Origin of the sequence: Dyadobacter sp. CY356, assembly GCF_021440195.1 — a bacterium.
Lineage (GTDB): Bacteria > Bacteroidota > Bacteroidia > Cytophagales > Spirosomataceae > Dyadobacter.
Genome location: NZ_JAJTSZ010000010.1, coordinates 103,681 through 117,895, shown reverse-complemented (window position 1 = coordinate 117,895; position 14,215 = coordinate 103,681). Strand labels below are relative to the sequence as shown.

At 41.3% G+C, this 14,215-nt stretch carries 12 protein-coding genes; 1 reads left to right on the top strand and 11 read right to left on the bottom strand.

Annotated elements, in window-relative coordinates; genetic code table 11:
• Window positions 1-38: 38 nt before the first annotated feature.
• The 9 genes from LXL81_RS25540 to LXL81_RS25500 form a co-directional block, all read right to left on the bottom strand.
• Window positions 39-947 carry a hypothetical protein gene (locus tag LXL81_RS25540; protein WP_234650273.1) on the bottom strand — a complete coding sequence of 303 codons (909 nt, stop codon included), beginning with the start codon at window positions 945-947 and terminating at the stop codon, window positions 39-41.
• A 10-nt stretch (window positions 948-957) separates the two neighbouring features.
• A complete protein-coding gene (locus LXL81_RS25535; RefSeq protein WP_409013976.1) occupies window positions 958-2,055 on the bottom strand; it encodes a cytochrome-c peroxidase in 1,098 nt (365 codons plus the stop codon).
• A gap of 46 nt (window positions 2,056-2,101) precedes the next feature.
• Window positions 2,102-2,926, bottom strand: coding sequence for an MbnP family protein (locus LXL81_RS25530; RefSeq protein ID WP_234650270.1), 825 nt, complete (start codon window positions 2,924-2,926; stop codon window positions 2,102-2,104).
• 297 nt (window positions 2,927-3,223) lie between these two features.
• Window positions 3,224-3,571, bottom strand: coding sequence for a hypothetical protein (locus LXL81_RS25525; RefSeq protein WP_234650268.1), 348 nt, complete (start codon window positions 3,569-3,571; stop codon window positions 3,224-3,226).
• 154 nt (window positions 3,572-3,725) lie between these two features.
• A complete protein-coding gene (locus LXL81_RS25520; RefSeq protein ID WP_234650265.1) occupies window positions 3,726-4,637 on the bottom strand; it encodes an AraC family transcriptional regulator in 912 nt (303 codons plus the stop codon).
• Between the two features lie 21 nt (window positions 4,638-4,658).
• Window positions 4,659-5,462: an SDR family oxidoreductase gene (locus LXL81_RS25515; RefSeq protein ID WP_234650262.1), complete on the bottom strand. Its 804-nt coding sequence runs from the start codon at window positions 5,460-5,462 to the stop codon at window positions 4,659-4,661.
• A gap of 149 nt (window positions 5,463-5,611) precedes the next feature.
• Entirely contained in the window at window positions 5,612-6,727 is a 1,116-nt protein-coding gene (locus LXL81_RS25510) for a hypothetical protein (RefSeq protein WP_234650260.1), read from the bottom strand.
• Between the two features lie 11 nt (window positions 6,728-6,738).
• Complete coding sequence (locus tag LXL81_RS25505) at window positions 6,739-7,371, bottom strand: ATP-binding cassette domain-containing protein (RefSeq protein WP_234650258.1); 633 nt, start codon at window positions 7,369-7,371, stop codon at window positions 6,739-6,741.
• Between the two features lie 138 nt (window positions 7,372-7,509).
• Window positions 7,510-9,402, bottom strand: coding sequence for a hypothetical protein (locus LXL81_RS25500; protein ID WP_234650257.1), 1,893 nt, complete (start codon window positions 9,400-9,402; stop codon window positions 7,510-7,512).
• A gap of 272 nt (window positions 9,403-9,674) precedes the next feature.
• Between LXL81_RS25500 and LXL81_RS25495 the strand changes: the two genes are divergently transcribed.
• Window positions 9,675-10,574 (top strand): metallophosphoesterase, encoded by a 900-nt coding sequence (locus LXL81_RS25495; protein WP_234650255.1) that lies wholly within the window; start codon window positions 9,675-9,677, stop codon window positions 10,572-10,574.
• Between the two features lie 85 nt (window positions 10,575-10,659).
• On the opposite strand, the gene LXL81_RS25490 is transcribed toward LXL81_RS25495, so the two are convergent.
• Window positions 10,660-12,480 (bottom strand): cytochrome-c peroxidase, encoded by a 1,821-nt coding sequence (locus tag LXL81_RS25490; protein ID WP_234650253.1) that lies wholly within the window; start codon window positions 12,478-12,480, stop codon window positions 10,660-10,662.
• A gap of 90 nt (window positions 12,481-12,570) precedes the next feature.
• Window positions 12,571-14,049: a hypothetical protein gene (locus tag LXL81_RS25485; RefSeq protein ID WP_234650252.1), complete on the bottom strand. Its 1,479-nt coding sequence runs from the start codon at window positions 14,047-14,049 to the stop codon at window positions 12,571-12,573.
• Window positions 14,050-14,215: the final 166 nt, after the last annotated feature.

The window sequence follows — 14,215 nt, the reverse complement described above, 5'->3', positions numbered from 1 at the left end:
TCAGGAAAACCCAGGAAAAAATATTCCCATTAACGCAATTAAAATAAGAAACCAACCTGAATAAGTGCACGCGAACGCGCCTGCACAAAACCGGTTGAAAGATTCTGGCTTAAAGGTTTTTGTCCACTAACACCGACAGTCCAGCGGTTTGCAAAAAGCGTCAACCCTACTGTTCCGCTGAGTAATGTTCCGCCGGTTTCCAACACTTTTTTCCCATCCCGGACACCAAGCTCTGATTTTTCAGCATATACACCTACGTTGGGAGTCAGCGAATAAGATCCTACTTTAAAGGAACGGTACAGATCCGCAGTTCCGTAAAGCTGATTGCCAAAGCGGTAATGGTCAGAATTTGTGGTATTAAATTTGCGCGAAATGTTCATGGCCAGTCCCCACTGATCCTTATTGATGGTGTAAAAAGCATTCAATATAAAATCTGTGGTACCGGTTCCCGACTGAAAATTGGCATTGGCGACATCTGTGACGTTGTTTTCATCGTAGCGGAATTTTCCCGTCGGAAGTTTAATTCCACCTCCAACCATCAGCGTATGATTGAAACTTGAAGCTTTTTCTTTGTCCATCAACGTATTGATTACATTGTAATTGACCAAAACCGTCGCGTCGCTGAGGCCATTTTGTTTTTTGGTATCCGATGTGGTAACCTGCTGAGCAAAACGGTATGGAAGAAATGCCATAACCTGCACTCTTTTGATCGGAAAAAAACGTGCGTAAACCTCCGTAACATTAAACGTTTCCTCGGTCCTGAGCACATGACTATCCGGATGCGTTACAAAATTCATGCGGTTATAACGTATACCAAGCAAAGACTTATTCGACTGCGGCATCAGCCCAAAATACGCGCCACTGTTTGAGCAGCCGCAGGCATCACAGGCGAAGGTTGCCGGCGACCATAATAAAAGAAAATAAAGGGCAATATGTCTGGTTTTCATAATTCTGTTTTTATAATACAGTACCAACTCCGGGGTCAGAAAATCTTTTATCCGTAATAAACTGTTGATCATTTAAAGTTTTCAGAAAAGCGATGATCGAAAGTTTTTCCTGCGCCGTTAATCGAATGCCGCGTTTTTGACCGGCCGGAATCAAGAGAGTATCCAGAGTTGGCGATACATAAATACTATCTGTTTTGCTGCTGTTCTGATCATTGGCATAATGATCCAAAACCTCTGATAATGCCTTGTAACGACCATCGTGCATATAGGGAGACGTGAGTCCGACATTTCGCAGGCTTGGCACTTTGAATTTCAGCCGGTCGGCCTCATCGAGTGTTATGGCGTACCGGCCCTGATCGTCGATTTTATTTGGGGCAATACCATTGTTCCGAAAGCTAAAATCGGTAAAAAGCTCGCTTGCATGGCAGCTGCCGCATTTTTGTTTGAAGAGCACCAGCCCTTCTTTTTCCTGCGCAGTGATTGCAGTTGCATCACCCAGGACATAATAATCGTAACGCGAAGTCGCAGAAACCATCGAAAGCATGAACTGTGATAAGGCTTTCATCATCCGCTCGGTATTGATTTCTTCCGAGCCGAAAGCGGCCTTGAACATTTTCGGATAATTAACCGGAAATGCCGCTCCTTTGACCGGCGTATTTCTTAATTTGACCATGACATTGCTGACTGTCTCTCCCATTTCCACCTTATTTTGTATCGGCGATGGCGGCAAAAAATCCAGATCATGAACACCTCCATCCCAAAAGAAAGAGGTGCTCCAAGCCAGATTCTGTACCGAAGGCGCATTCCGGGTTCCCAACTGATCATCAACACCATGGCTCAGGTCGTGGCCGTGATGTGTGAAAGCGGCAGACTGCTGGTGACAGGTACCACAGCCAATATCATTGGTCCGCGACAAGATCCCGTCATAAAATAAAAAGCGCCCAAGCTCCACTCCTTCTGCGGTCAACGGATTTTTTGACATATCATAAACGGGCTCAGGAAAATGAGAAGGCTTCACCCAGCTGACAGGTTTTGGAGTATCTGTTTCGGGATCCGGCGTGTCATTTTCTGATTTACAGCCGATAACAATCAATCCAAACAGAACCATCAGAAGCGCATATACACTTCGCCTCGGTAGAAATCCGTATTTAAGATTAATCCGCATGAATGTGATCCAAAGTGAACATGTTGACATAATTATTGGCAATGTTTTGCGAATAGTCCGTAAACATTACGCCTGTATTTGCTTTAATGCTCAGCTGTGTTGAGCCGCTGAATATTTTTAAAACGTCAGCCAAAAGATGGACTTCGGGACTAAGATCTTTGGTCACCGAAGCCTTTTTTCCAGCAAAATCAACCTTTACTGTTCTCAGATTATTGATCGTTTTTGCAGTACGTCCGCCAAATCCGCCTATATGATAGTAGAACTTGCTGTTTGCCGAAGTGGCAACGGGCGAAATACCTTCCAGCTTTAAGAAAATGTAACCCGGATTCCAGTCCCAATACATGGCCTCATCATTGGTTGGACCACTTCCAATATCCAGAATTCCGGTACGTTGCGAGATATCCGATACGCTTTTCAGACTGTCGACACCAATAATAAATTGCACGCCGGTATATTCACCAGCCGGTACGTTTTTCAGTGTAACTGTCTGGGATTCTACATTGGATTCCCGTATTAAAAAGTAGCTTGAATCTTTCGGTACGGTATAACTGCTGCCGTCAGCCTGCAAAAGTTTGATATTGGAAACGTAATAGTTCAACGTTGTCACCGTAAATGCCTCACCCGCTGCGTTTTGGTAATTGCCTGTATTCAATGCCAGGTCACGGTCGCCTACGACATTGTCGAACTCAATCCGAAGATCTCCTTTTGTTGTCGGATCGATCACTACGTCATCATCATTTGAGCAGGAAACCAAAGCAATGGAAGCAACTAAAAAAGAAGACAAAAGGTATGTTGATATGTATTTCAGTTTCATAAATTTAATGGGGAAATCTTCATGTATTCTCACTGCAAACAAATTGTTTGTGGCAGTTAAAGAGATAAAAAAAATATTATTATTTCTGTATGAGCAGAAATAGGCAGTCCTACAATTTCCGGGAAAGCCCGAACTTGTGTGACAGAAGTAAAATGTTCTGGATGGGGTTTTTCATTTACAGGAATGTTCAAAATCAACGGTTTTGCAATCTTTTTCAACAAAAGACATGAACCTGATTTCCTGCATCGCAGAATTAAAAATCCTGGTTAGCAAAGACGATAATTCCTTAAAATGAATTTAGATTATTGCGGGCGGATGAAAAATATCCGGGAAGTGATTCAAAACTTTTACTTGCCCAAGGAAATTGTAAGACACAAGATTTGACTCGCGAAGCTTGCATGACGGCATTTCCAGGGAATAACTTTTAAGCTCCATAGGTTGAAAAAGCAGCTTGGACATGTAGTCTCTTTCAGCCTGCTTTTTTTCCTGTTCTTCCAACGCAGCAAGTTTTTTTGCGAGATAACATTTTCCGTCGCAGTGCAGCTGTGGCCTGTTACGGTTTACGCAAAGATTGGCTACAATGTAATCACGGCGAACATGGAAATCCAGATACAACAAAGGAATCACCCACACTTTTATAAGCATGAGGCCCAGTAAACCAAGCGCTATCCATTGTCTGAATTTTTCCACCGATAATCATCACCGTAATACAATCGCAAAGCTACATCATGAATCAATACAGAGTATGTTTTTTCTGAAATTAATCGTGTTTGCAGTAGGAATCAGCAAAAGATAATCATCAATTAAACATTTGGCGGAATTCCAGCGGAGAAATATTGGTTTTCTTTTTAAACAGTTTGTTGAACGACTGCGGGTATTCAAATCCAAGCTGATAGGCAATTTCGGCGACAGAAAGATTTGTTATGGAAAGATATTCCTTTGCCTTTTCGATCAACTTTTCCTGAATGTGCTGCTGGGCACTTTGCCCGGTCAGAGAGCGAAGCAGATCACTCAGATAATGAGGCGACAGATGGAGCTGCTCCGCTATGGATTCCACGGTGGGAAGCCCGTTTTCCAGGCTTTTTTGTTTGTCAAAATATTCATTTAAAAGTATTTCCATTCTGGTCAGCACATCATGGTTTACAGCTTTACGGGTGATGAATTGTCTTTCATAAAAACGATTGCTGTAATTTAACAACAGATCAATCTGGGAAAGAATGATATCCTGCGTGTGCCGGTCGATATGCTGATACTCCGCTTCAATTTTTTCGAAAATCTCAACGATGTTTTTTTCTTCCTTTTCAGAAAGATGCAGCGCTTCATGCACAGCATAGGAAAAAAACTGATAATTCTTAATCGTTGCCGCAAGCGGATGTTTGTATAAAAAATCAGGATGGATTAACAGTGCAAGTCCATTCCCGGATTCCGGACCCAGTGTTTCCTCATGAGGAGTATCCATCGCCTGAACCTGTCTGGGTGCTATAAAAGTCATCAAACCCTTGTCATAATCGTAGTATTGATGACCATATTTTACTTTTCCGGAAACATCTCTTTTTAAAGACACACAATAGAAATTTAAAGAGAAATGCTCCCAGACCGTACTGTTTGAAAAACGCATATCCCCAACACGCGCAATACTGACAAGCGGGTGCAAAGGTTCTGGCAAAGATACCAGACGATAAAATTCAGCTATGGAGTTGATGGTTTTCATTCAGTCTATGTGTTTTTCAACTTATCCCAGAATCTGTTTCCGGATCTCTTTTCTGGATTCTTCGCTGCCTATTTCCAATCTTCTTGCATACATCGCATTTGCATCATCACCTGCAATATAACGAATCTGGTCTTTACCATCTGTTGCTGCTTCGAATACGATTCCGGCAATTTTTTCAGCCGTAACAGCAGCATTCATCATGGCATCTGTGAGGGCGAATAACTTATCTTCCAGATCCTGATAGGCAGGATGCAAATTCCTGTCAAGCGATCGGTATAAAAAATCCGTTGCAATGGCACCCGGGGCGATCGTTTTGATACCAATATTATGCACACCTAATTCAAATGACATACTTTCTGACCAGCCTTCTATGCCAAATTTTGTGGCGTGGTAAATGGAATGTAAAGGAAATCCCAAAAGTCCGCCCATGGATGTGGTGCTGATAAATAAACCGCCTTTCTTTTCCCTGAAATGTGGTATAAAGGCGTGCGTTACCCTTATGACGCCCAAAAGATTGGTATTAATTTGTTTCAGAATCTGATCGTCACTGAATGCTTCCAAGGCACCCATTAATCCATAACCGGCGTTATTGAATACCACATCGATGTTATGTAGGGAAATTGCTTTGGCCGCTGTGGTATTTATTTGCTCCGGATCAGTTACATCCAACGGCAGCAGTGTCACGTTTTCTAACTGGCTCAATTCGGTTTCATTTTCGGGATTTCGCATGGTGGCGATAACATTCCAGCCTTTTGATTGAAATAACCTGGCCGTCGCTTTTCCCAGACCTGTTGATGCGCCTGTAATAAATATTGTCTTTTGCATTTTCATTTTTTAAAATTTTATAATGCAAAATTCGGGTAAGAATGATTGACCGATGTTTCCAGATCGGACTTAATTGTGTCCAAACCGGAGGTATTACTTGTTAAGCTTTAATCTAATTTTTCAAAATCATGCTGATAAAATAAATAAAATCATTCCGTCAACTTGTAATAATTACGGTTAAATAGTACGACGGAAACTACCATGTAAATAACAATCAGCCATAATAAGCCACCGAACATTACTGCAAGCGCAGATAAAATAAACAAACCGAAAACGGTTTTCAAATACACTCCCATTTTTTGGTTTTGCCAGTATAATATTGTTCTGAATAACAGTGCAGTACCTAAACCGAGGACCGAAACCATCGCAGCTATGGAGGGGAGATTGATACAAAATATCAAAATGATTTCCGGCAATATCATCAGTCCATATAATGCTGCAAATTGAAAATACAACACTGTTCTTGTTAAAGGAAAATTACGCGAAAAGCTCAGGTAGGAACGCTCAAATTCATTTGACTCGTAAATCAAAACACTATGAGCAGCGATGACAGCCAGAATACTGATACCGGCAATTCGGATGTCATCCGGATGGTCACGAAATAAAGCATACATGCCAATAATCAGGATTGTCGAAATCACTTTTGTGATTCCATAAGTAAGTTTGAATCTGTATACAATCTGGTAAAAAAACAGGCTGTAAAGTGGCTTTGGCAAGTTTTTTATCAATTCAGGAATAGATGATGTCGCCGTTTTTTCGCTCAGGTTGTTCAATAACTTTGTATAGAATATTGCGCTGCCCGAAATAAGGATCAGAAGATAAAAGGGAATGATTAAAGGAATAAAATAGTAGTCAAAAGAAAATCCCACGCCGACTGCAAAAATGCCCAGCAACAATATGGGAATTGAAATAACAGTCTGAACAACAAACCAGGTCTGAAACTGTTTGCGCAAAGACATGGCGTTAGTGCTGTAAAACAAAAACTGATATTGAATCAGCAAAAGTTGCGCGGCCACATATTGACAACTTTTTAAAGTATAACCCAGCCAGATCAAAAAAAGCACGCCCATCGCAACCGGATTACTGACCGACGTAAGGACAAGTTTCAGGTTATTTAAAAGAATTTGCTCCTGATTAAGATGTGTCTGGTTTAGAACATTGGTGAAAAAGAAATTGATGAACAGTGTTACAAATAAAGTCAGCAGCAGACCTGCATGCACCTTATAAAACCCTGCTGCAAAAGTTCTTATCAGAATTCTGGTCATGGCAGAAAAGATCATACGTATTTTAAAGTGTGATCAGCAACCATTAACGCTTTTATTCCGGGCAATAAGGATTTATCAAAAGCCTGATGTGACGAGAGCAAAAAGTCTGTCCCCAGTTTCAGGTGATAGTCTGTAATCCAGACATACAAAGTTTCAAGCGACTCACTATCCATGGTGATCAGAGGCTCATCCAGTAGTATAAGTTGAGGATTGCCGATAAATGCCAGTAAAAGGGAAAGTTTTTTGTGCATACCGCTCGAAAAACTTCCGACCGGATCCCCCACATAGGATTCCATTTTCATTGTTTCAATAAAATAATCAGCTTGTTTGACAGGTGCAGATTTCGCTTTCATAAACAGGCGGATCAGATCCGTGCCGGTTAAAAATTCCGGAAAAACCGGCTCAGCTTCTGCGAAGTTGACCAGCTTCCGGTAAGAAACAGGTTGTTCTTTTATACTGACGGCTGAACCTAGCAAAAGATCTCCATCAAAACCGATGATGCCAGCCGCAGATTTAAGAAAGGTACTTTTTCCGGATCCATTTGCGCCCCGTACCCAGTTAATGCCTGATTCGATGGTCAGGTTGTCAATTTGAAGAACGATATCTTTATTATATGATTTTTTGAAATTGGTAATTTTCAGCATCTGAGGTGTGGCAGGTAATTAGCTTTTCTCCTCAAATGTATATAAAAGAAACAATTATATGTCATTTTTTATAATGATTTCATTTTCTACCCTAGAAATGAATTTGGATTGATAATTATCTTAAATCCTGCTGTCATGCTAAATCTTTGAAACCACAACATTTCCAATATAACAAGCCACAGCATCCGGTTCCTGCGTAAAATTTCTGATAACAAAACTATTATAAACCATTCCAGCCGGAATGCTGCAATCGCCACAAGGTTTGCCATATCTGGTTTTAAACTGCATTGAATTAGTCACTTCCTTTCCATTGAGGAACAAGGCAATCAGAGTATCTTTTTTTAGCAACTGAACATGAACTTTGCGTTTTGTACTGGTAAATACTGGCTGGGAGTCAGCGAAATAACCACCTTTATCATTATAATCCATTTTGGAAGGCGAGTTTAAAAGATCAATTTTTAACTCTCCTCTATAATCGTGTTTCGAATCCAGGGCGCTTTGGTTTCCGGCTGTAATACTGGTTGTTAAATTTGAACTGTAAGTGACGCCATCGCTGCCTTTTTTACTTCCTTTCAATTCGACAGTAAGGTTTGCGCCCCACCGGCCATCAAACCCTGAAGTGACCAGGTCATATTCCAGACTGAAATTTTCAGGAAAAGTCTGAAGCGTTATGGAAGTCAATTCATTACTATATCCCAATTTTAACCAATTCCCGCTTTCTCCTTCAATTTTTGCGATTACATGTTTCTTCCCAACCGAATTAAAATACCAGCCTGCCGGTTTCTCCCCTACTTTGTCCTGTGAAAAGTCGTCGAACAACGCAATGTTCGCTGGCAAATTTGTTTGTTTTTTCGTGATTAACTTTTGCGTCCCGGAAGATTTACTTCTGTAAGAATCCAGCCTAGCTTTTAAACCAGCAGCGTTAGACGGTATATAAGACTGGCCTTTTATTTTTTCTGGTTCATAAAAATAATTGTAGATATAGTCGTAGTTGATGTTTTCTGACATAGCAGTGAACAACTCATACTTCTGATTGCCCCTTTCCTTATTTTCATATGGAAAGGCAACGGCTACCCACAAAGGTTTGATATCTCTGATTCTGGCCAATGCTGCCGAATCCAGTTTATAAACCGGAAAAGCCTGATTCAGATTTTTTGCAAAATCATCGATTCTAAAAATATCCGGATCCGTTTCAAAGCTATACATCGTCGTTTGCATGCTACTTAAGAGCGCTGGTTCATTCAATGTATTAGCATGCCGTTTTTTTAATTCCGATATCTTGTTTCTGTATTTGGCCAGATCTCCCTTTTCAAAATAATCCAGCGCTTCATCCTGATTCTTTTTGTTATCCGGCCATTGAGAGGCCACTTGTTTCCTTTTATCTGCCAGCACTTTCAGCAAACCTTCTTCGGCTTTTTGCAGCAATTCTCCTTTACTTACCGGTATCCAGGGAAGTTTGTTATCCGGTGCCAGATAGACTGTACACCAGTCATTTACCCAGGTGATATATTTATAAGCATTAGGATGAATGCGCGGATCTGCACCTTTTCGCCAAGCCATTAACTGGTCATTATCAGCATATCCTTCTGGCTGTATAGTAAAATAAAATTGATTGGCTGTATTGATAAAACTGATTGGAAAAGCGCCGAACAATTGATTGGCCGCCATAGCAAATTTTGTATTTTCTTCTGGTATGGGCTTAAAGTTCCCGTTAGGTTCTGTCCACAGCTTGTCGTGACTTACGTTCCAGACCAGAAAGTTTACACCATAGCCTCTGCTGCCAATATACCTGGAAGAAGTCCCCAGACCACCCACCGGTGTGTAACTTGCCTTCATCCACCTGACCATATCATTCACGATCACTTCCTTGCTTTTTCCAATGGCATCAGTCTGAGGTTTCAGATGGTCGAACCGGTTATTATTCCACCAGCCGATTACACTATCCTGTATATCCTGATCAGCGTTACGCTGCGCAAAACAGCGGAAATTGATGACAACTGTAATGAATATTAGCCAATAAAGAAATCTCATATGTGCCATTTTTCTTGTTTTATACAATTGATATTGTTCATGAAATTCTGAAAAAATCAAGCTCAAAGCATTGATTTACAGATAACAATAACAAATTATAAAAAAATTAAGAAGCAAAAAACTTACGTGCCATTTGGAGCATTTGTTTTAGTAAACGGTAATCAGTCAGTCCGATAGAACCACTGTCAAAAAATTCAGGATTTTAATAAATTGATAATATAGAGAAGTTCAAAGATCAGTATCACGCTCTAACTTTGTAAAAAAAAGTCAGCATGAAAAGAAGATCTGCGCTCAGAAATATTGGTGATTTGTTTTTGACACCCGGACTGGTTACTGAAACTGTTAAAGAAAAAAAGCCTGTTTTAAGAATAGCGCATCTGACTGATGTTCACCTGAAAAATGAATTCGGAGCACCGGATAAATTTGTAAAATGTCTGCATCACGTTCAGAAACAAACGCCAAAAGTTGATTTGATTTTAAATGGCGGCGATATTGTTTTTGATATGAACAAGGAGAATATTGACACCATCAACGCACAATGGAAACTTGTCCATGGCATTATGAAAACAGAGTGTGATATCCCTGTAAAATACTGCCTCGGCAACCACGATATATGGTGGAACGAAAACAGCAAAAGCCAGACTTTTTATGGCAAACATTACGCCATGGACCAGCTCAGCCTATCCCGGCCCTATTACAGTTTCATGCAAAAAGGCTGGAAATTCATTGTCCTTGACAGTGTACATCTGGATATTGATGATACCTGGTATATTGGAAAACTTGGCGAAGAGCAATTTGCCTGGCTGGAAAACGAATTGAAAAATACGGACGCTCAAACACCGGTGTTGATTCTATCTCACATCCCGATCCTGACAGCCACGCTGATGATTGACGATAAGGTGATCAACAAATGGGAAATGCTGGGTGGTGATATGCACACGGATACATCCAGAATTATCAATCTGTTTTATAAGCACCCAAACGTGAAACTGAGTTTGAGCGGGCATATCCATTTACGGGATAAAGTTGAATATAACAGCGTCAATTATATTTGTAACGGAGCGGTGAGCGGAGCATGGTGGAATGGAAATAACCGGCAGACAGCTCCCGGTTATGGTCTGATCGATCTTTATGCCGACGGAAGTTTTGATGAAAAGTATTATAATTATTAGAAAGGGTGTTATGAGTGAAGATTATTATTTTTCACTCATAACGAAATAGCCAGAATTAGTGCTCGCACTTCTTATGTGAAGCAGATCACAAAACATTCATAAAAGCAACCAGTGCCTTTTTTTCAGCGGGTTTCAAATTAAGCTTATCAAATGGCAAAGTCTGGTTTGGAAGATTAAAACCAAGCCCGTTTCCACCTCCCTGATCGTAAAAGTCTACAACCTGTTCCAGCGTTTTATAAACCCCGTTGTGCATATAAGGAGCAGTTTTGGAAACCTGTCTGACCGTTGGTGTTTTGAATGCATACAGATGTGGCTCGCGTTTTGTCAGTACAAATTTACCGACATCGGTATCAACCTCTTTACCCTGTACTGTTAAGGGAACGCCCAAAACTTCACTTTCCGTTTCCTGATAGGAAGGAGGAACTGTACCGTTGAACAAGGGGTAAAAATGACAGGTCGCGCATTTTCCTTTTCCCATAAAAACATTGAAACCTGCTTTTTCTTCAAGCGTCAATGACTTGGTTTCTCCCTGAAGATAAGTATCCAGCCTGGTTTCAGGCATCCTGAGTGAGCGGATATAACTTGCAATTGCATTTTTCAGCGATTCTTCACTGACTCCGTCTTTATAATTTGCAGCGAATAACCCGGCATATTCCGGATCCTTTTTTAGTGCTTTTATAGCGAGCGGAAGTGAGCCATGCATTTCCTGCTTGTTTTGTATCACGTCCGTAGCCTGATCTTCCAAAAAAGTAACCCTGGAATCAGCGAATTGCACGGCCTGAAAAGCAGCATTTAAAAGTGTCGGCGCGTTACGGCTGATGCGCTTCCCGTCAAAACCAACTGCAAAACTTTTGGTCTCACCATCACTAAAAGCTTTATCTGGCTGATGACAACTCGCGCAGCTGCGACCCGCACCGGCAGAAAGTACAGGATTAAAAAAAAGCATTTTCCCCAGCGCAACTTTTCCCGGCGTACTATGCTGTTCATCCAGATTGACAAAATAATCACTGTTAAAAACACCCGAATCAGACAGTGTCCTGGCAGAAGCTGACAAAAACCGGCTTTCTGTGAATACCGGAATTTTCAGCGTTTTTTGCGCATCCAGCAAAAGCGAACTCAATTCGTTTGCATTGTTTTTAATAAATTCCAGCCTGTCAAAATCATCAAAATTTTGACCACTTTTTAAATTGACAATTGCTTTTTCGAAGGCACTTTCCAGTTGATCTGCCAGATTTTTATTTTTCTTATCAAGCGCATAAATCTGTAACTGATCACGCATACTTTCAAGCGCACTGGCAGCTTCCGGCAACGAATGAAAAGCTACCGGCGAGTCAAATCCCGTAATTCCCTGCGTCTGGATACGAAAAATTTCCAGTCGCATGGCATCAAAAACATGGCTGTCGGTTAATTCATTACTCTCTGAAATCTTGCGCAGACGGTTTACCTGGGAGCGAAGTACTGTCGCAATTTGTAGTCCTTCCGAAAAAGCTGACGAATCCACAACCGGGAAAACAAGTTCTTCCAAAACCTGAAATCCCTGTGGCGGGTTTACTCTCAGATCATCATCGACCTCCGGAATGTTAGGCCCGTTCAGCGCTTTGGTGGTTTCCGGGCTGTAATAGGCAGAGATAAATTCAACTTTTTTGTAAGCCAGTCTTGCGCTGCGAAAAGCCTTTTGAATAACAGCATCGGGCCGTTTAGATTTCAGATCACGCTGTAATTGACTTACCGCAGTATCGAGGCTGTTTATGTCCTGCATAAAAGACTGCTTGACCAATTTTGAACCGGAAAGATCTGAGCCATTTTCCGAACCAGACTGACATGAAACAAGCCAGATAGCCAAAACCGGGATAATAAACGACCAGCACTTTCCGCTGCTAGCAGACAGCAAAGACTTAAAAAACATAGATCGGTTTGAAAGAAATGTGAGATTGGAAATACGTAAGACGCCTGACCGGTTATATACAGTCAGGCGTCTTTTTATCTGCAATAGAAATTAACGTGGCAAACCTTCAATCAGAATTAACTGACTTGCCTGATCTTCATTCTTGCGAATTGAACCTCCGTCAACGCCTTTGTATTTGTCACCTCTCCATGTATGTGCCTGGATACCAAGCATAAATGTGTTCGGGCGACCAGTTACGTCAGAAACATCAATCATACCACTTGATTCCCATGAACCAAATTTAGATGTACCGCCTACATTGTATTTCGCAGCGTCAGATGCCGTACGACGGTGATCAATTTCAATGATCGGAGTAAGTTGTCTTGTGTTCAGGTTGTACTGATACACATATCCGTCATGTTTTTCATCACCGTATCCGTTTGGATCTTCCATGATGTAAACGTAGTTCGTAGTCACGCAAACGTTATCAGGATCCTGGAACGTTTTAGCGATACCTGAGCGGTCATCACCATCAAGTAAAACTTCCAGTTTTCCTTTTGAAGGATCTTTTTCGTCCAGTACCAAACGGTAGATACGACCGTATTTCGAACGTGAATAATCAGCATTTACTCCTGAATTATCCTGGCCGGTTACAGCGAAAATCACTTCACGTCCGTTGGCTGCTGATCCTTTACGGTAATCAACGTCTTCTACTCTTCCAAATTTAATGCCTTTCAACTCATTTACTTTGGCATTGATCTGCGCACCGGTAAGCGTTTTATGATTATCAATTTTAGTGAATTCAACATCATAAACGTTACCTGGTTTCATATCCATTTCTTTCTGATTGTTGTCTGAGCGTTTCAGCATATGAAGCGTGCCATTTTCAAGATCTCCAACCGTGTTGGAAAGATACATAGCCAGCTGTCCTCCGTTGATATCAGAATCATCATCACCAATCATGATAATAGTTTTTCCCGGATAGGCTGTTTTTGGCAAAGGAAGCGCATTTTCTGCACTCCAGCGACCAAGACCTGCAACTTCTCTTGATATGCTTGACTGGTTCACATTCGCATCCACTTTAAGTGCATGTGTACGCGATTCCTGTCCGCTTTCTCCGCAAGTCAAAAACACAGGACCAAATCCATGTTCCAGAGGCGTTGCCAGAGTTGCTGAACACAAACGCCAGGTTCCTCCGTCTGAATTTAATACATACTCTCCTTTTACAGGTTTAAATGTTTTGTCAAGTGTGATGCGTGATACCGCGAAATTGTCTTCATTATTAACCAAAACCGTGTAATTTCCATCCGGATTCTGGAAAATACCGGCACCATCTGCCGAGCCTCCAAAAACGTAATTTGGCGATTGTTCCAATACATCATCACTGCTTAGCAAAGAATACATGGAAAGCGCGTTAGCACCAATGCGCCCGTTAGTTGCGCCGGGAAGGAATTTGGCAAGAACCGGTGTTACCGAACGGTTTTGTACGACGATGTCCGGACTGTCGGCCATACGGTGGTCTTCACAACCTGCCAGAACTAAAAGGCTGAAAAGGGCTGTGGATGGGAGTAAAAGTTTTTTCGTAAGCATGGTGAGTAGTTTATAATTACGCACAAAGTAAACGTATCCGGGCCGCCTGGAAATTAAATCTGTATTATCAGTTTGTTAAGATTACAACACTGTCAAAATTCACATCTTGTTCATTTTCAAGCCCATTTCTTAACATAAGGATAAAGTAGACTGCTTTATTTTTGTA